Genomic DNA, 26,507 nt, shown 5'->3' on the forward strand with positions numbered 1-26,507 from the left:
TAGAGAAAAGTAGTGACTTTATCGTGGTATAAGGACTAACAGGATGCAGAGCGTTACTCAGCCAAAAGATCTGGGCAGTTACCTGAAATCCCGCCGCGCGCAGTTGGATCCCAACGCGCTGGGATTTCACACCGCACGCCGACGCACACCGGGGCTGCGGCGGGAAGAAGTCGCACATCTGGCCTGTATTAGCGCCACCTGGTATACCTGGCTTGAACAAGGACGCGGCGGTACGCCATCGGCAGAAGTGCTGGACAGAATTTGCCAGGCGCTGCGCCTTTCCGAACGGGAACGGGAGCATGTTTTTCATCTGGCCCTCGGGCGCGCGCCTGGCATACATTACGCAGCGACCGGCACAGTGACCGAACGGCTGCAAAAGGTGCTGGACTGTATGCCCTTCAGCCCGGCGCTGATCCGCAATGCCACCTGGGATGTGCTGGCATGGAACAAAGCCGCCACCGTGGTTTTATCCGATTACCCTTCGTTGCCCGCGCAGGAGCGCAATATTCTGCGCCGCATTTTCCTTAATCCGCAGGCTCGCGCTGCCCAGAACGACTGGTACGCGCTGGCGCGCTATCTGGTGGCGGCGTTCCGTGCCGATGCGACCCGTGCAGGTGCATCGGCGGAGATCCGTCCTCTGGTAGAGGAGCTGAGTTCAGCCTCTCCTGAATTTGCCGAGCTATGGCGAAGCAATGATATTGGCGGGATGGGAGAAGGCACCAAAATTCTGTTGCACGGCAATGTCGGCAAGTTGTCGCTGGAATATTCGAGTTTTTCTGTTGAAGGACAACCCGATTTGACGATGGTGGTTTATAACCCATCGGAGGAAGAGGATGCGCAGAAAATCCGCTCGCTGTTATAAAAAAAGCGCCGTTAACTGGCGCTTGTTAGCGTAATCTTCCGCGAGCAAGATTAAGCCGCGTACTGCTCACCTGTAAGGCATTCTGACTGACATGGCAATGCGTAATGGCAATCGCCAGCGCATCAGCGGCATCCGCCTGCGGATTGGCCGGAAGCTTCAGCAAGGTTCGCACCATGTGCTGCACCTGGCTTTTTTCCGCGCTGCCAATACCGACAACCGTCTGTTTGACCTGACGGGCAGCATACTCAAAAACGGGGAGATCCTGATTGACGGCAGCAACGATCGCCACGCCGCGCGCCTGCCCAAGTTTCAACGCTGAATCGGCATTTTTCGCCATAAACACCTGTTCGATGGCGAAAAAATCCGGCTGAAACTGGGTGATGATTTCCGTCACGCCTGCGTAAATGAGCTTGAGGCGCGACGGTAAATCCTCGACCTTCGTACGAATGCAGCCGCTGCCGAGGTAGGTCAGTTGCCTTCCTGTCTGGCGGATCACACCGTAACCGGTGACGCGCGAACCCGGGTCAATACCGAGAATAATCGCCATTATGCGCCTCCGGCCTGGGGTGATTTAGTCAGCGACATTACAGCGTCGCCGCAACCTCATCGGAGATCTCACCGTTATGGTAGACTTCCTGCACGTCGTCGCAATCTTCCAGCATATCGATCAGACGCAGCAGTTTCGGCGCAGTTTCTGCATCCATATCTGCTTTGGTAGACGGGATCATCGACACTTCAGCGTTGTCCGCTTTCAGGCCAGCCGCTTCCAGCGCATCGCGCACGGCACCCATCTCTTCCCACGCGGTGTAGACGTCGATAGCGCCATCATCAAAGGTCACCACGTCTTCAGCACCGGCTTCCAGCGCCGCTTCCATGATGGTGTCTTCGTCGCCCGCTTCAAAGGAGATCACGCCTTTTTTGCTGAACAGATAAGCTACGGAACCGTCAGTCCCCAGGTTACCGCCGCATTTGCTGAAAGCATGACGCACTTCGGCAACGGTACGGTTGCGGTTGTCACTCAGACATTCAACCATTACCGCGGTGCCGCCAGGGCCGTAACCTTCATAAATGATGGTTTCCATGTTCGCATCGTCATCGCCGCCCACGCCGCGCGCGATAGCACGGTTTAAGGTGTCGCGGGTCATGTTGTTGGACAACGCTTTATCCACCGCCGCGCGCAGACGCGGGTTGGAACCGATATCGCCGCCGCCCAGACGGGCAGCTGTAACCAGCTCGCGAATGATTTTGGTAAAGATCTTACCGCGCTTGGCATCCTGTGCTGCTTTGCGGTGTTTGGTGTTGGCCCATTTACTGTGACCTGCCATAAAAAACTCTCCAATAAAGCCATTTCCCTTCGCCTTTCAGCTTCAGGTGAGTTGGCAGCTCCATCCGCACCAGTCACTTACCGGGGTAAGCTTCTGGCAACGTCCGGCTTTGCCGCCTTCCTGAGAACTAAAATTCCGGGGAAATTTAGTCGGCGTTAATAACAAATTCTTCAATCGCCTGCCGGTTGCTCCACGATTTGGTTAATGCCGCCGCTGCGGGGGCATTAAGCCAGCGGTACGTCAGATGTTCGGTAAAAACAATCGGACGTTCATGGGGCAGCGCAAGACAAAACCAGGATTCGGTATTGTGCGTTACGCCCGGCGCATAGCGATGACGTAAATGACTAAAGATTTCATACTCCACCGTGCGCTGACAGTCGACTAAGGTCAGTTGCTCACAGACAACATCGATTTCGACCTCTTCCTTTACTTCACGCAGGGCGGCTTGCGTTGCGTTCTCCCCCGCTTCCAGGCTGCCGGTTACCGACTGCCAGAAATCGGGGTCGTCGCGTCGCTGCAACATCAGCACCCGTTTCGTGTCCTGCGCGTAAATCACCACCAGCACGGAAACGGGATGCTTGAATGGCATCTTATTTATTCTCCGGGGTCTCTTTTTTGACCACCGCAATGCCCAGTTCCGCCAGCGCGGCCGGGTTAGCAAAACTCGGCGCTTCGGTCAGCAGACAGGCTGCCGCCGTGGTTTTCGGGAAGGCAATAACGTCACGGATGTTATCGGTGCCGGTCAGCAGCATGGTCAGACGATCCAGGCCGAATGCCAGACCTGCATGCGGCGGCGTACCGTATTTCAGCGCATCCAGCAGGAAGCCGAACTTCTCGCGCTGTTCGTGCTCGTTAATCCCCAGGATGCTGAACACCGTCTGCTGCATTTCGCCGCTGTGGATACGAACAGAACCGCCGCCCACTTCGTAACCGTTGATCACCATGTCGTAGGCGTTAGCCACCGCATCTTCCGGCGCCGCTTTCAGCTCGGCAGCGGTCATGTCTTTCGGCGAGGTGAACGGATGGTGCATCGCCGTCAGGCCGCCTTCACCGTCATCTTCAAACATCGGGAAGTCGATAACCCACAGCGGCGCCCACTTCGCTTCGTCAGTCAGGTTCAGATCTTTGCCGAGCTTCAGACGCAGCGCGCCCAGTGCATCGGCAACCACTTTCTTGTGGTCCGCGCCGAAGAAGATCATGTCGCCGTCCTGCGCGCCCGTGCGCTCAAGGATCGCGCTGACAATTTCAGCATTCAGGAACTTGGCCACCGGGCTGGTGATGCCTTCCAGGCCTTTCGCCGCTTCATTGACCTTGATATACGCCAGGCCTTTCGCGCCGTAGATTTCAATAAATTTGCCGTAGTCGTCAATTTGTTTACGGCTAAGTTGTGCGCCACCTGGCACACGCAGCGCGGCAACGCGACCTTTTGCATCATTTGCCGGGCCGGAGAAGACTTTAAATTCGACCGCTTTCAGCAGGTCCGCCACGTCCACCAGTTCCATCGGGTTACGCAGATCCGGTTTATCAGAACCATAGCGGCGCTCGGCTTCAGCAAAGGTCATGATCGGGAAATCGCCCAGATCAACACCTTTAATTTCCAGCCACAGCTGACGCACTAACGCTTCCATCACTTCACGCACCTGCGGCGCGGTCATGAAAGAGGTTTCCACATCAATCTGGGTAAATTCCGGCTGACGGTCAGCACGCAAGTCTTCGTCACGGAAGCATTTGACGATCTGATAATAGCGGTCAAAACCGGACATCATCAGCAGCTGTTTGAACAGCTGTGGGGACTGCGGCAACGCGTAGAATTTGCCTTTATGTACGCGTGAAGGTACGAGGTAGTCGCGTGCGCCTTCCGGCGTGGCTTTCGTCAGCATCGGCGTTTCGATATCGAGGAAGCCGTGATCGTCCATAAAGCGACGCACGAAGCTGGTGATTTTCGCACGGGTTTTCAGGCGCTGAGCCATTTCCGGACGACGCAGATCGAGGTAGCGATATTTCAGACGCGCTTCTTCGGTGTTGACGTGGTTGGAGTCCAGCGGCAGCACGTCGGAACGGTTGATGATGTTCAGTTCGGTGGCGAACACTTCAACTTCACCGGTAGCCATATCTTTGTTGACGTTTTTCGCGTCACGGGCGCGAACGGTACCGGTAATCTGAATACAGAACTCATTACGCAGTTCAGAGGCGAGCTGGAACGCATCCTGACGGTCCGGGTCGAAAAACACCTGCACGATGCCTTCACGATCGCGCATATCAATAAAGATAAGGCTACCGAGGTCACGACGACGGTTGACCCACCCACAAAGCGTTACTTGCTGTCCGACATGGGACTGATTGAGCTGCCCGCAATATACTGTACGCATGAGATATCCCTTAAATTAGCTGCGCGCGACCTGTCACCTGCGCGGCAGGCATTCTGGTGGCAGCTATTTTCGTATGTCACTACTGGATGAAAAAAGGGGGCTATTATACTGGAAATTCTGACCAACGATAAGCCCGCTACTGACTGTACGCACGTTTGCTGCGCGCTTATTGCGCATTCTCACAAAATTTAACAAAATTTGTAAACCGCGCTGGCGTGCAGAACGCGTAAGGTATCCACCGACGTCATTCATTTTTCAGGAGTTATTATGCTGAAGCTCAATGCTGAGAAAACCGCTCTGGTGGTGATCGATTTACAGGAAGGGATTCTGCCTTTCGCCGGTGGTCCTCACACGGCACAGGACGTGGTAAAACGCGCCGCTGCGCTGGCGGAAAAATTTCGTGCAAACGGTGCGCCTGTTGTGCTGGTGCGCGTGGGCTGGTCAGCTGATTTCGCCGAAGCGCTAAAACAACCGGTTGACGCCGCGACAGGCGGTCATGCGTTGCCGGACAACTGGTGGACTTACCCGCAGGCGCTGGGGAAAAAAGAGAGCGACATCGAAGTCACCAAACATCAGTGGGGCGCCTTTTACGGCACCGATCTGGAGCTACAACTGCGCCGTCGCGGTATCGACACCATTGTGCTGTGCGGCATTTCCACCAATATCGGGGTGGAATCAACCGCTCGTAATGCCTGGGAACTTGGCTTCTCGCTGGTGCTGGCTGAAGATGCTTGCAGCGCGGCGAATGCCGAACAGCATCAGGGCAGCATGAAAAATATCTTCCCGCGGATCAGCCGCGTGCGCAGCACGGACGAGATCCTCAGCGCGTTATGATGTATGTCGGCCTGCCGCAATGGGCGCACCCGAAATGGGTGCGTCTTGGCATTGACAGCCTTGAGGCGTATGCCCGCCACTTCAACTGTGTCGAAGGCAACACCACGCTGTATGCGCTGCCCAAAGCGGAGGTCGTCGCGCGCTGGTACGCGCAGACCAACGATGATTTTCGTTTCTGTTTTAAATTTCCGGCCACCATTTCGCACCAGGCGGCGCTACGGAATTGCAACGACCTGACAGCGGAATTTTTCAGCCGCATGTCGCCGTTAGCAGGGCGAATAGGCCAGTACTGGTTACAGCTTCCGGCCGTTTTCTCCCCGCGGGACTTGCCTGCGCTGTGGGCATTTCTCGATGTGCTTCCCGGGGAATTTACCTACGGCGTCGAAGTGCGCCACCCACTTTTTTTCGCCAAAGGCGAAGAGGAGAAAGCCCTTAATCAGGGTTTGCATGCCCGCGGCGTCAACCGCGTGATCCTCGACAGCCGTCCGGTGCACAGCGCAATTGCGCACAGTGAAGCCGTGATTGAAGCCCAGCGCAAAAAACCGAAAGTACCGGTACATGCGCTGGTCACCGCCCATCATCCGATGGTGCGTTTCATCGGTAGCGACAATATGGCGCAGAATCGGCAGCTTTTCGCCGTCTGGCTGGAAAAGTTGCCGCTATGGGAGCAAACCACCACACCGTATCTTTTCCTGCATACCCCGGATATCGCCCAGGCACCCGAACTGGTGGAGACGCTGTGGCAGGATCTTTACGCCGCCGTCCCTACGATTGGCGCGGCACCTTCCCTGCCGCAGCAATCTTCTCTTTTTTGAGTGAAGCACCTATCATTGAGAAGCCATCGCCATCATCGTAAAGGGAGTTAGTATGGTTAGCGCGCTCTACGCCGTGCTGGGTGCATTATTGCTGCTGAAGTTTTCTTTTGATGTTATCCGGCTGCGTTCACAGTATCGCGTCAGTTATGGCGACGGCGGGTTCAGTGAACTGCAAAGCGCGATACGCATTCATGGTAATGCCGTGGAATATATTCCTGTCGCGCTGCTGTTATTGCTGTTCATGGAGATGGACGGCGCGGAAATCTGGATGGTGCATATCTGCGGGCTGATGTTGATTGTCGGCCGCCTGATGCATTATTACGGATACCACCATCGGCTGGTTCGCTGGCGTCGTTCTGGTATGGGCGCAACCTTTTGTTCGCTGTTGCTGATGGTGCTGGCCAATCTGTGGTATATGCCCTGGGAGTTGGTTTTCTCCCTGCATTAGCGCACAATACGCCCCTTTGTTTTCCCGGATATTTACACTATGTCTCACCGCGACACGCTTTTTTCTGCGCCTATCGCCAGCCTGGGCGACTGGACTTTCGATGAACGGGTAGCCGAAGTCTTCCCGGATATGATCCAGCGTTCCGTACCGGGTTACTCCAATATTATTTCGATGATCGGCATGCTGGCAGAGCGCTTCGTGCAGCCCGCCACGCAGGTTTACGATCTCGGTTGTTCACTCGGTGCCGCCACGCTGTCGGTACGCCGCAACATTCATCAGGATGGCTGCAAAATTATCGCCGTGGATAACTCGCCGGCGATGGTCGAACGCTGCCGTCGCCATATTGACGCCTACAAAGCGCCGACGCCCGTTGAGGTGATCGAAGGCGATATTCGCGATATTCAGATCGAAAATGCCTCGATGGTGGTGCTCAACTTTACGCTGCAATTTCTCGAGCCGGACGATCGCCTGAAGCTGCTGCAAAAGGTCTACCAGGGGCTGAATCCGGGCGGCGCGCTGGTGTTGTCGGAAAAATTCAGTTTTGAAGACAGCACTGTCGGCGAACTGCTGTTCAATATGCATCACGACTTTAAACGCGCCAACGGTTACAGCGAGCTGGAGATCAGCCAGAAACGCAGCATGCTGGAAAACGTCATGCTGACAGATTCCGTCGAGGCGCATAAAGCGCGCCTGCATACCGCCGGGTTTGAACACAGCGAATTGTGGTTCCAGTGCTTTAACTTCGGCTCGCTGGTCGCACTGAAGGCGGAGAAGGCATGATCGAGTTTGGCCGTTTTTATCAGCAAATTGCCGTTGGCCCGTTAGCACACTGGCTCGACACGCTGCCGCCGCAAATTTCCGCCTGGCAGCGCGAAGCCCTGCACGGGCAGTTTAAACAGTGGAACAATGCGGTCGAATTTCTGCCGCAGCTTACGCCAGCAAAGCTGGATCTGCTCAATGGCGTGACGGCGCAAAGTGATGAGCCGCTGAGCGCCGGTCAGCTCAAGGGCATGGAAACGCTGCTGCGTAACCTGATGCCGTGGCGCAAAGGGCCGTTTTCTCTGTATGGCATTGATATTGATACCGAATGGCGATCAGACTGGAAGTGGGATCGCGTGCTGCCGCACCTGTCAGACTTACGCGGACGTACCATTCTCGATGTCGGCTGCGGTAGCGGTTATCACCTGTGGCGCATGATTGGCGCCGGAGCGTCGCTGGCTATCGGGATCGATCCGACGCAACTCTTTTTATGTCAGTTCGAAGCAGTCCGTAAGCTGCTGGGTGACGATCGCCGCGCGCACCTGTTGCCGCTGGGAATTGAGCAACTTCCGGCGCTGAACGCGTTCGACACCGTATTTTCGATGGGCGTACTTTATCACCGCCGTTCGCCACTGGAACATCTGTGGCAACTGAAAGATCAACTGGTGAAAGAGGGCGAGCTGGTGCTGGAAACGCTGGTGGTTGAAGGCGATGAGCATACGGTTCTGGTTCCGGGCGATCGCTACGCGCAAATGCGCAACGTCTACTTTATTCCCTCTGCGCTGGCGCTGAAAAACTGGCTTGAGAAGTGCGGTTTTGTCGATGTGCGTATCGCCGATATGTGCGTTACCAGCACTGAGGAGCAACGCCGGACACCGTGGATGGTGACCGAATCGCTGGCGGATTTCCTCGATCCGCATGACAGCACGAAAACTGTCGAAGGCTATCCGGCGCCGCTGCGCGCCGTACTGATTGCCCGCAAACCATAAGACAAAAAAAGGCCCCTGTTAATGGCAGGGGCCTGGTACAAGCAAGCATCATATTGGGCGACATGATGCGCGGTAAAAACTGTTACGGGCGGTGAAGCGCCATGATCTGCTTCATCTTCGCCACTGCCGCGCCGTCAACACCGTAGCGGGCATATTCATCCGCCTGGGCATCCGACGACATCGATAATCCACTGTTGCGATAACGCATCGGTGACGCTGACCAGCGTCCTGCCGAGCTGTGCACCTCTTTGACGCCCGCCTCCAGAAATATTTCCAGGTTTTGCGGACGCACACCAGCACCGGCCATAATGATTGGAGCGCCAGAGCGGGCATTAAGTTCCCTAATTAATGAAAGTCCTTTTTCCGCCGACGCCTGCTGACCGGAAGTGAGAACACGAACAACGCCTAATTCTGCCAGCGCATCGCAGGCCTGATGCGGGTTGGCGCACATATCGAAGGCGCGATGAAAGGTCACCGCCATCCCCTGCGCCGCCGACATAATTTCCTGCATGCGCGGCATATCGACCTGCCCGTCTTCGTTCAGTACACCCGTTACCAGACCGGGAAAACCGAGTTCGCGCAGCAGCTGGATATCTTCCAGCATGGCGGCAAATTCATCGGCGCGGTAGCAAAAATCGCCGCCGCGCGGGCGAACAATCGGATGCACCGGAATCGTCACTCGCTGGCGGATGCTTTTCAGCGCACCGGCGGAAGGCGTTAACCCGCCCTCTTTCGGCGCCGCACAAAACTCGATGCGATCTGCCCCCTGCTGCTGGGCGATCACCGCGTCATCAACGCCGTAACAACAGATTTCCAGTAAGGCCATAGCTCCTCCCTTTATTCATCATGGCACGCTTATATAATTGCGGATCTGCGCGCCCTCACACCTGCGAGCGTCACTGCTCGCTGGCGACAATCTCTTCAATGGTCCACGGATGAAATTTCACCGTCACTTTGCCGTCGGTTACCGCAAGCGTTGGGTTTGGCAAACGTTCGCGTTCCCCTTTTGGTGAACTGGTTTTCACGGCGATACCCGGCTGGCTTAACCCTTCATCAGCCAGCAGCGCCAGCGCGCGGGCATTCAGGGTTTCCGGCGCGCCAGGCAGGACAATTTCGATATGCTCCCAGCCTTCGTGCGGATAGCGTTTCTCGCCCGGCCACGGCAGTTCAATCACCGTAAATGCCCAGTGCTCCACATGCAGTGGCTGATGCAATTTAAACAAGCAGATCGGGCGACCGTTGATGATATTTTCCGACAGCAGTTCACCGCACTGTTCAAACCCGCGCCGCCAGCGATCCGCCGTGGCGTTCTGGTGGCAGCGCAGAGAAATATGGTCGGCATGCAGTGGCGCAATCGCCAGCCCTAATCGCGTGGTTAGCGCCTGCAAATCGTCGCGAAAACGCGGCAGATCCGCGACAATATCCTGCAATTCTTCAATTTCTTGCCAGTTGTTCATAAGCCGTGCCCGTATGTCATCGCAAAGCGCATAATCTACCTTGTTATGCGCCGCTAACCAACTGCCTGGCTTTCTGCGCGCCGGTAGATGATTTTCTGCACAGACCGCGCGCGACGCGGTGCTGACGCCAACGGGCAATTGCAGTATACTCCCGCCTTTAATGAACACCCGGACGCGCCCCGCTTGTGTCGCGTCCTAAACGTAAGGTATCCCGGTGAATATTCAGGCTCTTCTCTCAGAAAAAGTCAGTCAGGCCATGATTGCGGCAGGTGCGCCCGCCGATTGCGAACCGCAGGTTCGTCAGTCAGCAAAAGTCCAGTTTGGCGACTATCAGGCTAACGGTGTAATGGCAGTTGCTAAAAAACTGGGCATGGCGCCGCGACAACTGGCTGAGCAGGTTCTGTCTCATCTCTCACTCGACGGGATTGCCAACAAAGTTGAAATCGCCGGGCCCGGTTTTATCAATATCTTCCTCGCACCAGAATTTCTCGCGGCGGAAGTTAACCAGGCGCTGAAATCGGAACGCCTTGGCGTGACACAGCCGCAGCCACAGACCATTGTGATTGACTACTCTGCGCCAAACGTGGCGAAAGAGATGCACGTTGGTCATCTGCGCTCAACCATTATTGGCGATGCCTCCGTACGTACGCTGGAATTCCTCGGCCACAACGTTATTCGCGCGAACCACGTTGGCGACTGGGGCACGCAGTTCGGCATGCTGATTGCGTATCTTGAGCTGAAGCAGCAGGAAAATGCCGGTGAAATGGCGCTGGCCGATCTGGAAGCTTTCTACCGCGAAGCGAAAAAACATTACGACGAAGATGCCGCCTTCGCTGAACGTGCGCGCGCCTATGTCGTAAAACTGCAGGGCGGCGACGAATACTGCCGTGAAATGTGGCGCAAGCTGGTTGACATCACCATGAGTCAGAACCAGCAAACCTATGAGCGCTTAAACGTTACCCTGACGCGCAAAGATGTGATGGGTGAAAGCCTCTACAACCCGATGCTGCCTGGCATCGTTGCCGACCTGAAAGCGAAAGGCCTGGCGGTAGAAAGCGAAGGCGCTACCGTGGTGTTCCTTGATGAGTACAAAAACAAGGAAGGCGAACCGATGGGCGTCATCATCCAGAAGAAGGATGGCGGCTACCTCTACACCACGACCGATATCGCCTGCGCCAAATACCGTTATGAAACGCTGCATGCCGATCGCGTGCTCTACTACATTGATTCCCGTCAGCACCAGCATCTGATGCAGGCGTGGACCATCGTGCGTAAAGCCGGTTATGTTCCGGATTCCGTGCCGCTGGAACACCATATGTTCGGCATGATGCTGGGCAAAGATGGCAAACCGTTTAAAACCCGTGCCGGCGGTACGGTGAAACTTGCCGATCTACTGGATGAAGCGCTGGAGCGCGCCCGTCGTCTGGTTGCCGAGAAAAATCCGGAGATGCCGGCAGACGAGCTGGAAAAACTGGCCAACGCTGTAGGCATCGGCGCGGTGAAATACGCGGATCTGTCGAAGAACCGTACCACCGACTACGTTTTCGACTGGGATAACATGCTGGCGTTTGAAGGCAACACCGCGCCATATATGCAGTATGCCTATACGCGCGTACTCTCCGTGTTCCGCAAAGCGGGTCTTGAAGAGAGCGTGCTTGAAAATGCACCGGTTACCATCGGCGAAGAGCGCGAATCGCAACTGGCAGCTCGCCTGCTGCAATTTGAAGAGACGCTGAATGTTGTGGCTCGTGAAGGGACGCCGCACGTGATGTGCGCCTATCTGTACGATCTGGCCGGTCTGTTTTCCGGTTTCTATGAGCACTGCCCGATTCTCTCTGCCGGGAATGAAGAGGTGCGCAACAGCCGTCTGAAACTGGCGCTGCTGACGGCGAAAACGCTGAAGCTGGGGCTGGATACGCTGGGAATTGAGACCATCGACAGAATGTAAAAAAATTGTCCGCCTCACCGGAGGCGGACTGTTTGTTACAATCTGGCTAAGATTGAACAGACGCGCATACTCAATAAATGACAGAGTCAACAATAACAGGATGTTTATTTCAAAGAGCAATCACTATCATGACGATAATATGGTTCAGATCTCACTAATCGAGTGGATAGCTAATTCATTGTCAAATGACTCATATATAACGACCTTGACCAGGGTAACCTCTACTGACTGGGAATGAATAAAAGTGCGTTGAGCAATATAAGCGTACAAATGGCCGGCAACCAGTTGACTACCAATATACATTAGCGGCAAATATTTCGCGCCAACGATCCCTTCAAACGCTGTTACAAACCGGGATACCTGATCTTTCGTCATTCCCTTTTCATTGATGTTCACCGCAGGGTCAATAACATAGCCACCCACTATTTCACCCATTCTCACCTCCTTGTTTGCGTATTAGATAAATCTCAAACACAAATTAAAAGTAGACGATACAGAATCCATACAGTGTGTTCTTAATCACATTTTTATTAATACCGAATAAATAATTTAATTATTCATACGATAAATGTTTTTATTAATTACATTCAGATTAATTATTTTTAATATAATAAAAACTGTTCGGATTATTCCAGATAAAAACCGCTCACGATAAACAGGAGCGGTTTTTATTTTACGCATAGCGAACTCAGAAATATTTACGCAAATATTCCGTCAGGCAGAGCATGGCCATCGCCTGGCCATACGGCATAGAGGTGAGTGGGATCTGACGGTAGAACTCCAGATTACTGCCCATGCCGGTGCCGAACGAAACCTGCAACAGCTCCCCTTCCGGCGAAATATTGCCAACGATCGCTTTCACCGCGTTTTCTGCCACCTCAGAATAATCAGCACTGATATAGCGTTTACGCAGCGCTTTCAGAATACCGTAGGCAAACCCAGCGGTAGCCGACGCCTCCAGATAGGAATCGGCATCGTCCAGCAGTGTATGCCACAGCCCGCTCTCATGCTGGCACTGCGCCAGCGCGGCGATTTGCGCATTCAGCACCTGCACCAGATAGCGGCGCACCGCGTTATTTTCCGGCAGATCCACCAGCTCAAGAAAATCCGGGATCACGATGGTCAGCCAGCTATTGCCGCGCGCCCAGCGCGCTTTGGCAAAGTTATGTTGTCCCTCGTAGTTCCAGCCGTGGAACCACAACCCGCTTTCCCGATCCATCAGATTTTGCACATGCAGCAGAAACTGATAGACCGCCTCTTCCACATAGTCCGGGCGGTTGAGCAGCTTACCGATCTTCGCCAGCGGCAGTACCGTCATCATCAGGGTGTCATCCCACATTTGCTGATGATTCTCTTCTGCCAGCGTAATGTGCTGCATACCGCCGTGATCGGTACGCGGCATCTCGTTCATCGCCCACTCCGCCCAACTCTCCAGCCACGGCAGGTACGTTGGATTGCGCGTCTCTTCATAGCGGTACGCCAGCGTCAGGAACGGCGCCATGGTATTGACGTTTTTGGTGGTTGCGCCTTCTGCAAAACGGTCGGCGAACCAGCTATCAATCACTTCGCGAATGGTTTCGTCCCCGGTCTGGCGGTAATACTGATACATCCCGTACAGCCCGACGCCGTGCGTCCACTCCCAGCCAGCCCAGCCTTTGGTGTCAATCACGCGGCCATCATCCAGACGGAGTAAAAACTCGCCAGTGGTATCGTGAATGTTGACCAGATTGTGGGTAATCTTGCGAATCAACGCCTTCAGTTCATCACGAGCGATAAAACGCTCCGGCTGACGCAGTAACGGGCTGTGTTTGACAGGCCAAACCTTCATATTCTTAACCTCAGTTGTAAGTCGATTTCAGAGACGCGTCTTTCAGGGAGGGGGCGGCAGGTTTATTGCGATTCAGATAGCCGATATTGTTATTGCCCCACAGGGATTCGTACGGCATTCCCGCCAGCATCTCGACCGTTTCCCGCGCCTGCGGGGTAATGCATTCCGGCATCGCACGGCCGCTCTGGCGCATTTTTGCCGTCTCTTCACGCAGCACGCTGTGCGTTTTCAGGTTCAGCCTGAAGCGCAGGGAAACGAGGAAACCGCAGCACAGCACCGCGATAGTGCCAAAGCACATGATCATCAGAATGGTGTGGCTTACTTCCGGTGCCTGGATTTTCTGGCCGGAGACAAAACCGGATGCCTGCATCACGATCCCCACCAGCATCACTGCACCCGCCTGCGAGGCTTTACGCGTCAGCGTCATGATGCCAGCGAAAATCCCTTCACGACGCTGGCCGGTGACCACTTCGTCAATGTCAGCGATATAGGTGTAGATGTTCCACGGCACATAGTTGATACCGCCACGGCCCAGCCCTGCAACGGCAGAAACCAGCAGCAACAGCGAGTACACGTCGCTCAAACCGGTGTAATAAAGCACGGCGTAAGACGCGGCGCTCAGACCGAACAGCGTCACCACCATGCGGTAAGACGGCGCAGGCCCAAAGCGAATACACAGCGGGATCATGGCGATAACCGCGATGAACTGGAAGATCGCCATGGTGCCCATCAGGCTGGATGCCACCGAGGCTTCCTGCATCAGCACGAACACCACGTAGTAAGTGAATACGGCGTTGAACACATCCTGCGCGATATAGCCGCCGAGATACATGCCCAGGTGCTGGCGGAAGATTTTGATGCGCAGCGTTGAACTCAGTTCAACAAACAGGCGGCTCAGGCTCTGGCCGAGAGTCAGGTGTTTCTTCTCCGCTTCCGCGCGCAGCGCCGCTTCCGTCCACTCTTCACGCGGGCGTTCCCAGGTGAAGCACCAGACAAACGTCAGCATCATGGCGCACATCACCGAGAACACCAGGCTGGCATAGAAGAAAGAGATCGGGTTGTCTTTGCCGAAATGCGTCAGCAGGATCCCCGGCAGGAATGACGCCAGAATCGCTGACATTTGCGCCATCGAGATGCGCGCACCGGAGAATTTGGTTTTCTGTTTGAAGTCATCGGTCATTTCCGGCACCAGAGTTTCATAGGGCACCAGAATCATGGTGTAGACCACATCAAACAGCAGATAGGTCAGCAGGTAATACCAAAAGCTCATGTCCCCTACCCACATAATTGAGTAGCTGAACACACAAGGAATACCCAGCAGGATAAAGAATTTACGACGGCCAAAGCGTTTGCCCAGCCAGGTCGTACCGAAGTTATCGGTCAAAAAGCCCATCAGCGGACTCACGACAGCATCCAGCACCCTTGCGGCAGCAAAGATAAATGTCGCTTCGATCGGTGTCAGACCACAAAAGGTTGTGTAGAAATAGAGTAACCATGCTGCGGTCAACGCGGTCGTGCCCGCTCCCAGAAAATCGCCAGAACCGTAGGCGAGATAATTAACCAGTCCAATTTTACGTGTTTTCATTGCCGTCAACCCTGTTCATTATTGGGGACCTTTGACGATCCGGCTTAGTCAAAGGAATTTCTTACACGGCTAAAGTAAGAGGATGTGCAACAGGAAACCTTTCTGTTTCTGCCAGCAAAAAGGCGTAACTGGCAAAAATGCAAAGAGTGTCGATACGCGCATCACTGATTTATAAAACAGCGTTTCTAATGCTTCAAAAGGCGTGGTCAAAAATGAGTGACAGATAGCAAAATCCCGCTCTGATGGCGGGATCGAAGGCTAAAAAAACAGCTAAGCGATTGAGTTTATTGCCAGCGAAGCGGCTAGCTTTTGGCAGGCTGACGGTAATTCACAATGACCTGGTTACTGCGGACATTCAGCGGCGGCCACAAACGCCCGCCGCCCGGCACTTCCCAGACAAAACGTAACTGTTCGGCAGCGGGTACATCCGCCAAACCGCGCGTTGAACCGCTCTGGCCATCGAGCGCCACGCAGCGCGTCTGCGAACAGAGACGCACCAGCAATCCCGCTGGCGTCGGGCCGTTCAGCTCATAGCGCCAGGAGACTTCCGTTATTAACCCATCAACCGGCTGCGTTGGCCCTAATGGTCGTGACGACGCCGCTACGCCCCGGTTATCCAGCCGGATGCCAATACTGCTGGCTTGCCAGGCGCCTTCGCCCGCCGCGCTGGCGAACAACGGCAGTGCTGCGATCAGCAGAGCGAGATAACGCATTATTTACCCCCGATGGTTGCTGTCATGCGGATATGGCGATTGTCGGACATCTCCATATTCGACATCACCACCAGCTGCGGCAGACTGCGGCGCAGGAAACGCGCCAGCAACGGACGCAGGGCATGGTTGACCAGCAGCACCGGCGGCGCACCGAGCATCTCCTGACGCGCCAGCGCTTCCTGAGTCTGCTCCAGTAAACGGTCGGCCAGACCCGGCTCCAGGCCGCCGCCGCCCTGCAGTGCTTGCAGCAGCAGACGTTCCAGCGGCGTATCAAGGCCAATCACCTGCACTTCATCATTACCCGGGAACCACTGCTGCGTAATCGCACGGCCGAGCGCTACGCGCACCACCGCGGTGAGTTCGTGCGGGTCGGTTTGCAGCGGCGCATGCTCGGCCAGCGTTTCGAGAATGGTGCGCATATCGCGAATCGGCACTTTCTCCGCCAGCAGGTTTTGCAACACTTTGTGCAGCGTGGTCAGCGTCACCACACCCGGCACTAAATCTTCGGTCAGCTTCGGCATCTCCTGGCTTACGCGATCAAGCAGTTGCTGCGCTTCCTGACGGCCAAACAGTTCCGCCGAGAATTGACCAATCAGGTGGTTGAGGTGCGTTGCTACCACGGTACTCGCTTCCACCACGGTAAAGCCCTGGATTTGCGCCTGCTCTTTCAGCGCGCTTTCGATCCAGATTGCGGCCAGACCAAAAGCCGGATCGACAGTCTGTTCGCCCGGCAGCGAACCGGCTGCCGTACCAGGGTTAATTGCCAGCCAGCGGCCCGGATAGGCTTCGCCGCTGCCAATTTCCACCCCTTTCATCAAAATACGGTAGCGCGCGGGGGGCAGATCCATGTTGTCGCGAATATGCACCACCGGCGGCAGGAAGCCCATGTCCTGGGCAAATTTCTTACGGATACTGCGGATACGTCCCAGCAACTCGCCGTCCTGCTGGAAATCCACCATCGGGATCAGGCGGTAACCCACTTCCATCCCGAGGGAGTCTTCCAGTTGTACATCATTCCAGGTCGCTTCCACGGCTTGCGTGTTTTCTGGTACTTTCACCGGTGCCGCTTCGACAGGTGCCGCCTGTTGGCGTCCGCGCAGCCACCAGGCCAGCCCGAGCAGCGCGGCGGTAAACAGCAGGAAGACAAAGTTCGGCATGCCAGGCACCATCCCCAGCAGACCGAGCACACCGGCGCTCAGCAACATAACGCGCGGGTTTGAGAAGAGTTGCCCAACCATCTGCTGGCCGACATCTTCATCGGTGCTGACGCGTGTGACGATAACGCCCGCAGCGGTTGAAATGACCAGCGCCGGAATCTGCGCGACCAGGCCATCACCGATGGTCAACAGGGTATAGCTCTCCGCCGCATCGCCCATCGACAGGCCATGTTGCAGTACACCCACCAGCAGACCGCCGATGATGTTGATCACCATGATCAGAATACCGGCGATGGCATCACCACGAACGAACTTACTCGCACCGTCCATCGAACCGTAGAAATCGGCTTCCTGCGTTACTTCCGAACGGCGGCGTTTCGCCTCATCTTCGCCGATGATCCCGGCGTTAAGGTCGGCATCAATCGCCATCTGCTTACCGGGCATCCCGTCGAGCACAAAACGCGCGCCCACTTCCGCGATACGTCCGGCACCTTTGGTGATAACCATAAAGTTGATGATCACGAGGATGACGAACACCACGATACCAATGGCAAAGTTGCCGCCGACCAGGAAGTGGCCGAACGCTTCAACCACGCGGCCTGCGGCGGCGGCACCGGTGTGCCCGTCCATCAGAATGATACGCGTGGAGGCCACGTTGAGCGCCAGGCGCAGCAACGTGGTAAACAGCAGAATGGTCGGGAAAGCGGCGAATTCGAGCGTACGCTGGGTGAACATCGCCACCAGCAGCACCATAATCGACAGCGCGATATTAAAAGTAAACAGCAGGTCGAGGACAAACGCCGGCAGCGGCAGCACCATCATCGACAAAATAAGCAAAATGAGCACAGGCCCGGCAAGCACTTGCCATTGGGTCGATTTCAGATTGCTGGGCAGACGCAGCATTGCTACCAGATTAGCCATCAGTGTCCTTCTCGTTCATAAAATCCAGCGCTTCAGGCACCGGAAGATTCTCAGGTTTAACAGGTCGTTGTCCGCCTGACAGTCGCCAGCGTTTCAACTGCCATACCCACGCCAGCACTTCGGCTACCGCCGCATAAAGCTGGCCTGGGATCTGCTGTCCAATTTCCGCATGGCGGAAAAGCGCACGCGCCAGTGGCGGCGCTTCCAGAATCGGTACGCGATTTTCCGTACCCAACTCGCGAATACGCAGCGCTACCAAACCGGAGCCTTTCGCCACCACTTTCGGCGCGCTCATTTTATTTTCGTCATATTGCAGCGCGACGGCATAGTGCGTCGGGTTGGTGACAATCACATCGGCTTTCGGTACATCGGCCATCATGCGGCGACGAGCGGCGGCTCGCTGCATCTGGCGGATACGACTTTTGATATGCGGGTCGCCTTCGCTCTGCTTAAATTCGTCACGAATGTCCTGGCGCGACATGCGTAATTTTTTCAAATGGCTGTAGATCTGCCAGAAAACGTCGAAACCGACCATCGGGATGATGCTCAGCGACACCAGCAGCGCACACAACCCGGCCAGATTAAGGGCGCTGGCCATGGCTGTTAACGGCGATTCGCTCATCAGGCGCATCATATCCGGCCAGTGATGCCAGACGAATATCCCGGCGACGCTGCCCATCAGCAGGGCTTTCATTAACGCTTTAAGCAGTTCAGCGCCTACCTGAGAAGAAAACAGACGACCAAGACCGCTCAGCGGATTGAGCTTGGAAAAATTAAACGCCAGCGACTTGGTGCTGAAAACCAGCCCCCCCAGCATCACCGGTGCAATCAGCGCGATAATCACCACGCCGGTCAACAGCGGCAGCATCCCCATCAACGCCGTTTTCAGCATCATGATAACCTGCCCGACAAACAGCCCTGGATCGTTGATGATTTTATGATCGAAGCGCAGCCCGGAAGCGAGCGCCATCGATAACCGTCGACCAAACATCTCGCCGCCAAACCACAGAATGCAGACACCCACCAGCATCACCAGCAGTGATGTCAGCTCTTTCGATCGGGGGATTTGCCCTTCTTCACGCGCCTTTTCTAGTCGGTGCGCTGTGGGGGCTTCTGTTTTGTCTTCGTTGTCTTCAGAGGCCACGGCCTGCATCCACGGATTACGGATTTGACAACATATTGCCAGAGTCAAGGGTATCTAATGGGCAGAGTAAGGCATAAAAACAGGGGGTTTTCGCCATTTGAATGCCCTTCAGGGTTCATCCACGTGCCTGAAACGAGGACAAAACAGCAATGCCCTGTAAAAAATCCTGCCTAAACGTCATTTTTTGTTGACCTGTCCTGATTGTTAACGACTAAACAGAATTGCAGACAATCTCCTTTATAATGGTTGGCTTCGCGTATGACCCTGCACGGACGTGACTTTTTTATGCCAACACAATCGGACCGAACATCGCATACTGCGGTGTGCATCGCGGCGTTTGCTATCTATTACAGCCTGTTCTATTTCGCTATCTACATTCCGGGTTTTATGCGTCTTTATCAAAATGGCCTCGACGGTCCGTTTCTGCATGGCGCGCTGTTGCTCCCCTGCTCGCTACTGCTGTGGCGTTATTACGGACGTCACTATGACGAGCTACTGCCTTTCGGCACGCTGGCGTGGCGAAACCTTGCCGCACCGTTGCTGGCGCTGGTGGCGATGCTGGTAATGGAAAAACTCTTCCAGCAGCCTGAGCCGTGGCTGGATTCCCTGGAAGGGTATACGGGGTTAACCCGTTGGGCGTGGATATTCACCGCCTGTTTGATAGCCCCGGTGAGTGAAGAGATTATTTTTCGCGGCTTTTTGCTCAATGCGAGCCTGGGATGGGGAAAAGTGCCGCAACAAGTCGGTATTGTGCTGACTTCATTACTGTTTGCCGCCATTCATATGCAATATCAGGCGCCGATCACGTTTATTCAGTTGTTTATTTTTTCTGCGCTATTGTGTGTCGTCCGGCTCGGGACAGGCGGGCTGCTGATACCGATAGTGCTACATGCGCTGTCGAATCTCTTCGCAATGGGCGATATCTTCCTGCAATAAAAAAGGAAGGTTTCCCTTCCCTTTTTCGCTGGTGCGCTAACTTCCCCTTCAGGCTGTCTGGAGGGGAATATGCCGACAAATCAGAAGCCGAGGCTGTCCAGCAGGTCGTCCACCTGATCCTGGCTTGCCACCACGCCCGCTTTGGTGGCGTCGAGCTGAGGACCATTGAGCAGGCTGTCGTTTTCGCGTTTCGGGCGCGAAGACTGCTCCGGGATGTTTTCCAGCAGCACCATCAGCAGCTGACGTTCGATCTCCTGGATAACGTCCATCATGCGCTTGATCACCTGACCGGTCAGATCCTGGAAATCCTGCGCCATCATGATGTCCAGCAACTGGGCGTTGGTGAAGCTGGTATGACCCGGAATTTCACCGAGGAACTTGCGGGTATCGGTCACCAGTTCACGGGCGTCTGCCAGTTCAATCGGGTTCTCGAACCACTCGTCCCAGCGTTTGCTCAGCGCTTTCGAGCTTTTTTCCATCTCATCCTGGTGAGGCTGAGAGGCTTCCACACTGTTCAGCGCGCGCTCTGCGGCCTGCGCCGTCATCTGTACCACATAATCCAGGCGATCGCGCGCATCCGGAATCGCTTCCGCGGCTTCGGCAATCGCTTGATCCAGGCCCAACTCGCGCAGACTATCGCGCAGCATGCGCGTCAGACTACCGATGCGGGCAATAATGTCGCTGGGAGAATGATCTTCAGAAGGTTTTATTGAAGGTTGCAACATAGTCCGGTCCTCACATGCCAAGTTTCTCGAAGATCTTACCGAGCTTCTCTTCCAGGGTGGCTGCGGTGAACGGTTTCACCACGTAGCCGCTCGCACCAGCCTGCGCCGCCGCAATGATGTTCTCTTTTTTCGCTTCAGCCGTCACCATCAGCACCGGCATGGAAGCCATGTTGCTGTCGGCACGGATAGTCTTCAGCAATTCCAGACCATCCATATTCGGCATGTTCCAGTCGGAGATGACAAAACCAAAACCACCGGTCTGCAATTTGTTCAGCGCATCAACACCGTCTTCCGCCTCTTCGACGTTGTTGAATCCCAGCTCTTTCAGCAGGTTGCGCACAATGCGACGCATGGTGGAAAAGTCATCCACAACCAAAAACTTAAGCTCTTTATCCGCCATAAAAAATTACTCCTGGTTCAAATACGTATTGCCTGTCCGGCACTGATTTTCGCCAGCATCTGCTGGCTTACCTGGCTAAGATCGACCACTTCGCTGACGCCACCCATATTGATGGCCTCACGCGGCATGCCGAACACCACACAACTTGCTTCGTTTTGCGCGATGGTCCAGGCTCCCGCCTGGTGCATTGCTAACATTCCCGCCGCGCCATCGTTACCCATCCCCGTAAGAATCACACCTACGGCGTTGCGCCCCGCATGTTTCGCGACCGAATGAAACAGCACATCCACCGACGGACGGTGCCGGTTAACCGGCGGTCCATCGTGGATCTTAATCTGATAGTTTGCCCCGCTACGCGCGAGCTCCATATGTTTATCGCCCGGAGCAATATACGCGTGTCCCGGCAGAACGCGCTCACCATCTTCCGCTTCCTTGACGCTGATCTGGCAGAGCTTGTTCAAACGCTCAGCAAATGAGCGGGTAAAGCCCGGCGGCATATGCTGAGTGATTAGAATACCCGGACTTGAGAGCGGCAATGGCTGGAGTACATGACGAATTGCCTCTGTTCCTCCGGTTGACGCGCCAATGACCAGCAATTTTTCCGAGCTGAGCAGCGGGCCAGCCTTCAGCAGCGCGGGCGCTTCCATCGGTTTATGCGCAGCAATACGCGCACGCGAAGCGGTGCGCACTTTCTCAGCAATCATTTCGCTGTAGGCCAGCATGCCTTCACGAATGCCGATTTGCGGTTTGGTGACGAAATCAATCGCCCCCAGCTCCAGCGCTCGCAGCGTCACTTCCGAGCCTTTACCGGTCAGCGAGGAGACCATCACCACCGGCATTGGCCGCAGACGCATTAATTTCTCAAGGAAATCCAGCCCATCCATGCGCGGCATTTCTACATCCAGCGTTAAGACATCCGGGTTGAATTTTTTGATTAAATCCCGGGCGACCAACGGGTCTGGCGCCGTCGCCACCATCTCCATATCGCTGTGGCTATTGATAATTTCTGTCATGATCTGGCGCATCAATGCGGAATCATCGACGGACAACACCCTGATTTTACTCATGCTTTATCCTTACTCAGCGCATAAACAGTCTGCCCACGGAGGCTGAACTCGCGCACGAGGTTGCTGAAGTTCTCCGAATGCCCGGCAAACAGTAATCCGTCCGGCTTAAGCAGCGGAGCAAAACGATGCAGAATGTCCTGTTGCGTCGTTTTATCAAAATAAATCATTACGTTACGGCAAAAAATTGCGTCAAAAGGCCCCGGAACGTTGTACTGCTTATCCAGCAGGTTCACGGTGGTGAATTCGACGTAATTCGCCAGTTCTTGCCGTACACGTACCAGCCCGGCATGCGGGCCGGTTCCACGCATAAAATAGCGTTGCATCTGCTGTGGCGAGAGGGTCTTCAACTCGTCCTGGCGATAAATACCGCTGCGTGCTTTTTCCAGCACTTCCGTGTCGATATCGCTGGCAAACACTTTCCAGCGACCCGGCGCCATACCCAGCGAATCGGCAAGGGTAATCGCCAGCGAGTAAGGTTCTTCTCCGGTAGAGGCCGCAGCACTCCATACGCGGTATTCACCCGAGCGCTTACGCGCATGCTCAGCCAGTACCGGAAAGTGATGCGCTTCCCGGAAAAATGCGGTGAGATTGGTGGTCAGCGAGTTGATAAACGCTTGCCACTCGGCGCTGTTCTGGTTCGCTTCCAGCATGCTCAGATAGCGACCAAAATCATCCAACCCTAGCGTGCGTAAACGGCGAACAAGGCGGTTGTACACCATGTCGCGTTTATGATCTGCAAGAACGATCCCCGCGCGCTGGTAGATCAATTGACATATCCGACGGAAATGCGCATCGGACAGCGCCAGGCGCTGTGTCATCTGTTGCAGTATTGATGACGTTTGCCCTGTGGGCAGTGATGATGTCATAGCGCCTTCTCAACCAGGTTAATTTCAGGATGCAGCAGGCACGGCTTTGGGCGGTGCCACTTCGGGTAATGCAATGTGCTCTTCAATCTTAAATACAGCCACTAACGAGGTCAGATTATCCGCCTGGTTTGCCAGTTGATCGGTCGCGGAAGCGGCCTCTTCTACCAGCGCCGCGTTCTGCTGTGTGACCTGATCCATCTGGCTGACCGCCAGCGCAACCTGCTCAATGCCACGACGCTGTTCATCCGACGCGGAGGCGATCTCGCCCATAATGTCGTTGACCTGCGTCACCGAGCGGACGATTTCCGTCATCGTCTGCGCGGCGGTATCCACCAGCGCAGAACCCTGTTGAACACGGGATACCGACTCTTCAATCAGACCTTTAATCTCTTTTGCCGCCTGGGCGCTGCGGCTGGCCAGGTTACGTACTTCCCCTGCCACCACGGCAAATCCCCGGCCCTGCTCACCCGCACGCGCCGCTTCCACTGCGGCGTTCAGCGCGAGGATATTGGTCTGAAACGCGATGCCATCAATCACGCTGATGATATCGCCAATTTTTTGCGAGCTGCCGGCAATCTCCTGCATGGTACTCGCCACGCTGGTGGTTTGCTGCCCGCCTTTTCTCGCGGTTTCCGCCGCGCTCTGCGCCAGGCCGGAAGCCTGACGCGCGTTATCGGCGTTCTGCCCGACCGTCGCAGTCAGCTGCTCCATGCTGGCTGCGGTTTGTGCCAGCGAAGCGGCCTGCTGTTCAGTGCGCGCCGATAAGTCGTTGTTGCCTGAAGCAATCTCCGAAATACCGGTATGCATAGCGTAACTGCCCTGACGAACATCGCTGACCGTAGTACGCAGCGCTGCCTGCATTTTTTTCAGGCTGGCGAAGATCGCCGAAATTTCATTACGTCCGTTAACAGCAATCGGCTTCGCCAGATTGCCTGCCGCGATGCTGTCAAAGTGGCTGCTGATGATCGCCAACGGCTGAACAATCATCTTGCGCGACCAGAACAGCGCGATGCTGGTAATCAGCGCCGCAAGGATCACCACCGCAATAAAAATGGCCGCCGAACGGTGATAGTTGCTTTCGCTGTCCTGCCGTGCCTGCTCGGCAAACTCATTTATGTGCTTTTCCCACGCGTTAAAATTCGCGTCAAACTGGTCCTGCGACTCCTTCACCGGCGCGGTCATAAAATCTGATAGCTGGTTATTTTCAAGCCAGGTGGCCTGATGCTCCAGATCGCTGCGCCATGCGGTATACGTCGCTTTCGTCCCGTCCTGCAATTTCTGCCCCGCAGGCGTCATTGCGGCAATGCCCAGAAACTCTTTCTCTTTCTCATCTGCCAGTTTCAGGCTGGCTTTTGCCTGCGTCATCAGAGCTTTAATATCATCCGGCGGATAACTTAATGCCGTGAGCGTACCCGCTTTATTCAGCAATGTGCTCGCTTCAAGCAACGTGGCACGAATTTGCATCAGAGCGCTGCGTTGATGGTTGCTGTTCGCCACTTCCTGTAAATGCGATGTGCTCTGTTTAAAAGCCCAAAAGGACAATCCGTTACTGCCGACCTGCAAAATGCCACACACAATCAAAATCAAAAAAAGTGTTGTCGAGATACGAATACGATTAAACATTAACGCCCCATCTGGCGGAAAAATGTCCGCGGTTAAGAACTGCTAAAATGTTTCCCAGTTATCTTCTTGTCCGGTTGCAAGTTGGCGACTCCGCGCCGGGGTCTTAGCGCTGCCTGCTGCCGGAGTTAAGGCACGCTGCGCCGGTTTGCCGGATACAGAAGAAAGGCGGAAAGCAGATACCGCCATCGTCAATCGACTGGCTTGTTCTTCTAAGGCAGCTGCTGCGGCTGCCGATTGTTGTACCAGTGACGCATTCTGTTGCGTGACGCGATCCATCTCGGATACCGCCAGCGCAACCTGATCGATGCCACGGCTCTGTTCATCCGATGCCGAGGCGATCTCACCCATGATGTCGTTAACACGCGTGACGGCGTTAACAATGTCCGACATGGTTTCACCCGCGCTCTCCACAAGCACAGAGCCGGTATCCACGCGGGAAACGGAATCTTCAATTAAGGTTTTAATCTCTTTCGCCGCCTGGGCACTACGGCTGGCCAGATTGCGGACTTCTCCTGCCACCACGGCAAATCCCCGGCCCTGCTCGCCCGCGCGTGCGGCTTCTACTGCCGCGTTCAGCGCCAGGATATTGGTCTGGAAGGCAATACCGTCAATCACACCAATAATGTCAGCGATTTTCTGCGAACTGGTGGCGATGTCGTGCATGGTTTTCACCACGCCATCGACGACTTTACCGCCGCGCTCGGCGGTTTCCGACGCACTTTGCGCCAGCAGCGAAGCCTGACGGGCGTTGTCGGCGTTCTGCTTAACGGTAGCCGTCAGCTCTTCCATGCTGGCAGCAGTCTGCTCCAGCGCCGAGGCTTGTTCTTCGGTGCGCGACGAGAGATCGTTATTTCCGGCTGCAATTTCGCTGGTGCCGGAGTAAATGGCATCCGAACCCTGGCGTACGTTGGTAACGGTATCGATTAACGCGTTCTGCATATGATCGACGCTTTGCGCCAGTTCCGTCATTTCGCTGCGACCGGCAATCGTCAGCGTATGCGTCAGGTTACCGCCCGCGATTTCGCGGATATGCGCGATGATCGATGACAATGGCGACAGCAGAATACGGCGGATCCCGTACCAGACGCCGGTCAGTACAATCACTAACGCCAGCGCCAGAATCGCCATCTGCCATTTCGCAAAGGTGTAATCGCTGACGCTCTGCTCCCAGGCATTACGGTAGAGGCTGTCGCTCAGTGCGGCATATTTTGCCATCGCGTCACCGAGGGCGTTTTGCATCCCCTGAGTCGGTTGCGCCATAAAGCCGTTGATATTGCCGCTCTCCAGAAACTGAACCAGCTCCGTCAGCGCAGCATTATAGGTACGGTATTTCTCATCCAGCGTCTGGCGCGCCGCATCCATTTCCGGCAGCGATGGCATGTTATGAAAGGCATCGTAATGTTTTGCCGCTTCCGCCAGAGAGGCTTTCGCGCTGTTCAACAGGTCGGTTTTGGCGCTGCTTTGCTGGTTGCTCGGGTCGAGCAACATACGCGCCGACGAGCGGCTCAGGTTGATACGCGTTTGCAGCATTAATTCCCAGGCTTTACCCAGCTCAGTTTGTTGCATACGCAGGTCATTAGAGGCAGCAAAACTCTGCTGGTTTTGCTTAAGGGACGAGAAAAAAAGCCCCCCTGATACGAGCTGCAACAGGGCAAACACTGCCAGCACACTCATCAGCAGAGTAACGACGCGGATACGGTTCAACATGCAACACCTTTTCGATATGTTCCTAATGG

At 55.2% G+C, this 26,507-nt stretch carries 26 protein-coding genes; 8 read left to right on the plus strand and 18 right to left on the minus strand.

What is annotated here, in order from left to right; translation table 11 throughout:
• Nucleotides 1–43 precede the first annotated feature (43 nt).
• Complete coding sequence (locus tag C0557_RS14650; RefSeq protein WP_208659081.1) at nt 44–862, plus strand: helix-turn-helix transcriptional regulator; 819 nt, start codon at nt 44–46, stop codon at nt 860–862.
• Between the two features lie 25 nt (nt 863–887).
• Here C0557_RS14650 and ruvC read toward each other — a convergent pair whose 3' ends face one another.
• The 4 genes from ruvC to aspS form a co-directional block, all read right to left on the minus strand.
• Nucleotides 888–1,409: a crossover junction endodeoxyribonuclease RuvC gene (gene ruvC / locus C0557_RS14655; RefSeq protein WP_007371581.1), complete on the minus strand. Its 522-nt coding sequence runs from the start codon at nt 1,407–1,409 to the stop codon at nt 888–890.
• Between the two features lie 37 nt (nt 1,410–1,446).
• Complete coding sequence (locus C0557_RS14660) at nt 1,447–2,187, minus strand: YebC/PmpR family DNA-binding transcriptional regulator (RefSeq protein WP_007371580.1); 741 nt, start codon at nt 2,185–2,187, stop codon at nt 1,447–1,449.
• Nucleotides 2,188–2,332: 145 nt separating this feature from the next.
• Nucleotides 2,333–2,776, minus strand: coding sequence for a dihydroneopterin triphosphate diphosphatase (gene nudB, locus C0557_RS14665; protein WP_074777669.1), 444 nt, complete (start codon nt 2,774–2,776; stop codon nt 2,333–2,335).
• A 1-nt stretch (nt 2,777) separates the two neighbouring features.
• Nucleotides 2,778–4,556, minus strand: coding sequence for an aspartate--tRNA ligase (gene aspS, locus C0557_RS14670; protein ID WP_208659084.1), 1,779 nt, complete (start codon nt 4,554–4,556; stop codon nt 2,778–2,780).
• Between the two features lie 267 nt (nt 4,557–4,823).
• Between aspS and C0557_RS14675 the strand changes: the two genes are divergently transcribed.
• From C0557_RS14675 to cmoB, 5 genes are read left to right on the plus strand one after another with little or no spacing between them, the layout of a single operon-like run.
• Complete coding sequence (locus tag C0557_RS14675) at nt 4,824–5,390, plus strand: hydrolase (protein ID WP_208659086.1); 567 nt, start codon at nt 4,824–4,826, stop codon at nt 5,388–5,390.
• Nucleotides 5,387–6,205 carry a DUF72 domain-containing protein gene (locus tag C0557_RS14680; RefSeq protein WP_208659088.1) on the plus strand — a complete coding sequence of 273 codons (819 nt, stop codon included), beginning with the start codon at nt 5,387–5,389 and terminating at the stop codon, nt 6,203–6,205. Before C0557_RS14675 ends, C0557_RS14680 begins: the two co-directional genes overlap by 4 nt.
• A 52-nt stretch (nt 6,206–6,257) precedes the next feature.
• On the plus strand, nt 6,258–6,653 hold the full coding sequence (locus C0557_RS14685; RefSeq protein WP_074777676.1) for an MAPEG family protein: 396 nt from the start codon (nt 6,258–6,260) through the stop codon (nt 6,651–6,653).
• A gap of 39 nt (nt 6,654–6,692) precedes the next feature.
• Nucleotides 6,693–7,433, plus strand: coding sequence for a carboxy-S-adenosyl-L-methionine synthase CmoA (cmoA, locus tag C0557_RS14690; RefSeq protein ID WP_007371573.1), 741 nt, complete (start codon nt 6,693–6,695; stop codon nt 7,431–7,433).
• Nucleotides 7,430–8,401: a tRNA 5-methoxyuridine(34)/uridine 5-oxyacetic acid(34) synthase CmoB gene (gene cmoB / locus C0557_RS14695; protein ID WP_074777678.1), complete on the plus strand. Its 972-nt coding sequence runs from the start codon at nt 7,430–7,432 to the stop codon at nt 8,399–8,401. Before cmoA ends, cmoB begins: the two co-directional genes overlap by 4 nt.
• Before the next feature lie 82 nt (nt 8,402–8,483).
• On the opposite strand, the gene cutC is transcribed toward cmoB, so the two are convergent.
• Together cutC and C0557_RS14705 are read right to left on the minus strand one after the other, a co-directional pair.
• Nucleotides 8,484–9,227 (minus strand): copper homeostasis protein CutC, encoded by a 744-nt coding sequence (gene cutC / locus C0557_RS14700; protein WP_208659090.1) that lies wholly within the window; start codon nt 9,225–9,227, stop codon nt 8,484–8,486.
• A 70-nt stretch (nt 9,228–9,297) separates the two neighbouring features.
• Nucleotides 9,298–9,858, minus strand: a complete 561-nt coding sequence (locus C0557_RS14705; RefSeq protein ID WP_072440771.1) for a VOC family protein — start codon at nt 9,856–9,858, stop codon at nt 9,298–9,300.
• Nucleotides 9,859–10,072: 214 nt separating this feature from the next.
• Here C0557_RS14705 and argS point away from each other — a divergent pair, with 214 nt between their 5' ends.
• Nucleotides 10,073–11,806: an arginine--tRNA ligase gene (argS, locus tag C0557_RS14710; protein WP_208659092.1), complete on the plus strand. Its 1,734-nt coding sequence runs from the start codon at nt 10,073–10,075 to the stop codon at nt 11,804–11,806.
• Nucleotides 11,807–11,950: 144 nt separating this feature from the next.
• On the opposite strand, the gene C0557_RS14715 is transcribed toward argS, so the two are convergent.
• The 6 genes from C0557_RS14715 to flhB form a co-directional block, all read right to left on the minus strand.
• A complete protein-coding gene (locus C0557_RS14715; protein WP_074777686.1) occupies nt 11,951–12,241 on the minus strand; it encodes a hypothetical protein in 291 nt (96 codons plus the stop codon).
• Between the two features lie 253 nt (nt 12,242–12,494).
• Nucleotides 12,495–13,634, minus strand: coding sequence for a glycoside hydrolase family 105 protein (locus C0557_RS14720; RefSeq protein WP_208659094.1), 1,140 nt, complete (start codon nt 13,632–13,634; stop codon nt 12,495–12,497).
• A 10-nt stretch (nt 13,635–13,644) separates the two neighbouring features.
• Nucleotides 13,645–15,219, minus strand: coding sequence for an MFS transporter (locus C0557_RS14725; RefSeq protein WP_208659096.1), 1,575 nt, complete (start codon nt 15,217–15,219; stop codon nt 13,645–13,647).
• 302 nt (nt 15,220–15,521) lie between these two features.
• Nucleotides 15,522–15,932 (minus strand): flagellar protein FlhE, encoded by a 411-nt coding sequence (locus C0557_RS14730; RefSeq protein ID WP_208659098.1) that lies wholly within the window; start codon nt 15,930–15,932, stop codon nt 15,522–15,524.
• Nucleotides 15,932–18,010, minus strand: a complete 2,079-nt coding sequence (gene flhA, locus C0557_RS14735) for a flagellar biosynthesis protein FlhA (protein WP_208659100.1) — start codon at nt 18,008–18,010, stop codon at nt 15,932–15,934. Before flhA ends, C0557_RS14730 begins: the two co-directional genes overlap by 1 nt.
• Nucleotides 18,003–19,163 carry a flagellar biosynthesis protein FlhB gene (flhB, locus tag C0557_RS14740; protein WP_371813142.1) on the minus strand — a complete coding sequence of 387 codons (1,161 nt, stop codon included), beginning with the start codon at nt 19,161–19,163 and terminating at the stop codon, nt 18,003–18,005. The genes flhA and flhB overlap by 8 nt, the downstream gene beginning before the upstream one ends.
• A 276-nt stretch (nt 19,164–19,439) precedes the next feature.
• On the opposite strand from flhB, the gene C0557_RS14745 reads away from it, so the two are divergent.
• A complete protein-coding gene (locus tag C0557_RS14745) occupies nt 19,440–20,090 on the plus strand; it encodes a CPBP family intramembrane glutamic endopeptidase (RefSeq protein ID WP_208659102.1) in 651 nt (216 codons plus the stop codon).
• Between the two features lie 80 nt (nt 20,091–20,170).
• On the opposite strand, the gene cheZ is transcribed toward C0557_RS14745, so the two are convergent.
• From cheZ to tar, 6 genes are read right to left on the minus strand one after another with little or no spacing between them, the layout of a single operon-like run.
• Complete coding sequence (gene cheZ / locus C0557_RS14750; RefSeq protein WP_074777709.1) at nt 20,171–20,815, minus strand: protein phosphatase CheZ; 645 nt, start codon at nt 20,813–20,815, stop codon at nt 20,171–20,173.
• A gap of 10 nt (nt 20,816–20,825) precedes the next feature.
• The gene (gene cheY, locus C0557_RS14755; RefSeq protein WP_007371559.1) at nt 20,826–21,215 is read right to left on the minus strand and encodes a chemotaxis response regulator CheY; all 390 of its coding nucleotides are present in this window, start codon (nt 21,213–21,215) and stop codon (nt 20,826–20,828) included.
• A 17-nt stretch (nt 21,216–21,232) separates the two neighbouring features.
• Nucleotides 21,233–22,282, minus strand: a complete 1,050-nt coding sequence (locus tag C0557_RS14760) for a chemotaxis response regulator protein-glutamate methylesterase (protein WP_043953192.1) — start codon at nt 22,280–22,282, stop codon at nt 21,233–21,235.
• A complete protein-coding gene (cheR, locus tag C0557_RS14765) occupies nt 22,279–23,148 on the minus strand; it encodes a protein-glutamate O-methyltransferase CheR (RefSeq protein WP_208659105.1) in 870 nt (289 codons plus the stop codon). The genes C0557_RS14760 and cheR overlap by 4 nt, the downstream gene beginning before the upstream one ends.
• A 24-nt stretch (nt 23,149–23,172) precedes the next feature.
• A complete protein-coding gene (gene tap / locus C0557_RS14770; protein ID WP_208659107.1) occupies nt 23,173–24,771 on the minus strand; it encodes a methyl-accepting chemotaxis protein IV in 1,599 nt (532 codons plus the stop codon).
• 42 nt (nt 24,772–24,813) lie between these two features.
• On the minus strand, nt 24,814–26,478 hold the full coding sequence (tar, locus tag C0557_RS14775) for a methyl-accepting chemotaxis protein II (RefSeq protein WP_208659109.1): 1,665 nt from the start codon (nt 26,476–26,478) through the stop codon (nt 24,814–24,816).
• Nucleotides 26,479–26,507 lie beyond the last annotated feature (29 nt).

It is taken from the genome of Kosakonia sp. MUSA4, from assembly GCF_013085925.1.
GTDB lineage: Bacteria > Pseudomonadota > Gammaproteobacteria > Enterobacterales > Enterobacteriaceae > Kosakonia > Kosakonia sacchari_B.

Excerpts from the sequence above, each read along its gene's own strand:
- C0557_RS14650 (WP_208659081.1), top strand. The coding sequence starts at position 44 with ATGCAGAGCGTTACTCAGCCAAAAGATCTGGGCAGTTACCTGAAATCC.
- ruvC (WP_007371581.1), bottom strand. The coding sequence starts at position 1,409 with ATGGCGATTATTCTCGGTATTGACCCGGGTTCGCGCGTCACCGGTTAC.
- C0557_RS14660 (WP_007371580.1), bottom strand. The coding sequence starts at position 2,187 with ATGGCAGGTCACAGTAAATGGGCCAACACCAAACACCGCAAAGCAGCA.
- nudB (WP_074777669.1), bottom strand. The coding sequence starts at position 2,776 with ATGCCATTCAAGCATCCCGTTTCCGTGCTGGTGGTGATTTACGCGCAG.
- aspS (WP_208659084.1), bottom strand. The coding sequence starts at position 4,556 with ATGCGTACAGTATATTGCGGGCAGCTCAATCAGTCCCATGTCGGACAG.
- C0557_RS14675 (WP_208659086.1), top strand. The coding sequence starts at position 4,824 with ATGCTGAAGCTCAATGCTGAGAAAACCGCTCTGGTGGTGATCGATTTA.
- C0557_RS14680 (WP_208659088.1), top strand. The coding sequence starts at position 5,387 with ATGATGTATGTCGGCCTGCCGCAATGGGCGCACCCGAAATGGGTGCGT.
- C0557_RS14685 (WP_074777676.1), top strand. The coding sequence starts at position 6,258 with ATGGTTAGCGCGCTCTACGCCGTGCTGGGTGCATTATTGCTGCTGAAG.
- cmoA (WP_007371573.1), top strand. The coding sequence starts at position 6,693 with ATGTCTCACCGCGACACGCTTTTTTCTGCGCCTATCGCCAGCCTGGGC.
- cmoB (WP_074777678.1), top strand. The coding sequence starts at position 7,430 with ATGATCGAGTTTGGCCGTTTTTATCAGCAAATTGCCGTTGGCCCGTTA.
- cutC (WP_208659090.1), bottom strand. The coding sequence starts at position 9,227 with ATGGCCTTACTGGAAATCTGTTGTTACGGCGTTGATGACGCGGTGATC.
- C0557_RS14705 (WP_072440771.1), bottom strand. The coding sequence starts at position 9,858 with ATGAACAACTGGCAAGAAATTGAAGAATTGCAGGATATTGTCGCGGAT.
- C0557_RS14715 (WP_074777686.1), bottom strand. The coding sequence starts at position 12,241 with ATGGGTGAAATAGTGGGTGGCTATGTTATTGACCCTGCGGTGAACATC.
- C0557_RS14720 (WP_208659094.1), bottom strand. The coding sequence starts at position 13,634 with ATGAAGGTTTGGCCTGTCAAACACAGCCCGTTACTGCGTCAGCCGGAG.
- C0557_RS14725 (WP_208659096.1), bottom strand. The coding sequence starts at position 15,219 with ATGAAAACACGTAAAATTGGACTGGTTAATTATCTCGCCTACGGTTCT.
- C0557_RS14730 (WP_208659098.1), bottom strand. The coding sequence starts at position 15,932 with ATGCGTTATCTCGCTCTGCTGATCGCAGCACTGCCGTTGTTCGCCAGC.
- flhA (WP_208659100.1), bottom strand. The coding sequence starts at position 18,010 with ATGGCTAATCTGGTAGCAATGCTGCGTCTGCCCAGCAATCTGAAATCG.
- flhB (WP_371813142.1), bottom strand. The coding sequence starts at position 19,163 with ATGCAGGCCGTGGCCTCTGAAGACAACGAAGACAAAACAGAAGCCCCC.
- C0557_RS14745 (WP_208659102.1), top strand. The coding sequence starts at position 19,440 with ATGCCAACACAATCGGACCGAACATCGCATACTGCGGTGTGCATCGCG.
- cheZ (WP_074777709.1), bottom strand. The coding sequence starts at position 20,815 with ATGTTGCAACCTTCAATAAAACCTTCTGAAGATCATTCTCCCAGCGAC.
- cheY (WP_007371559.1), bottom strand. The coding sequence starts at position 21,215 with ATGGCGGATAAAGAGCTTAAGTTTTTGGTTGTGGATGACTTTTCCACC.
- C0557_RS14760 (WP_043953192.1), bottom strand. The coding sequence starts at position 22,282 with ATGAGTAAAATCAGGGTGTTGTCCGTCGATGATTCCGCATTGATGCGC.
- cheR (WP_208659105.1), bottom strand. The coding sequence starts at position 23,148 with ATGACATCATCACTGCCCACAGGGCAAACGTCATCAATACTGCAACAG.
- tap (WP_208659107.1), bottom strand. The coding sequence starts at position 24,771 with ATGTTTAATCGTATTCGTATCTCGACAACACTTTTTTTGATTTTGATT.
- tar (WP_208659109.1), bottom strand. The coding sequence starts at position 26,478 with ATGTTGAACCGTATCCGCGTCGTTACTCTGCTGATGAGTGTGCTGGCA.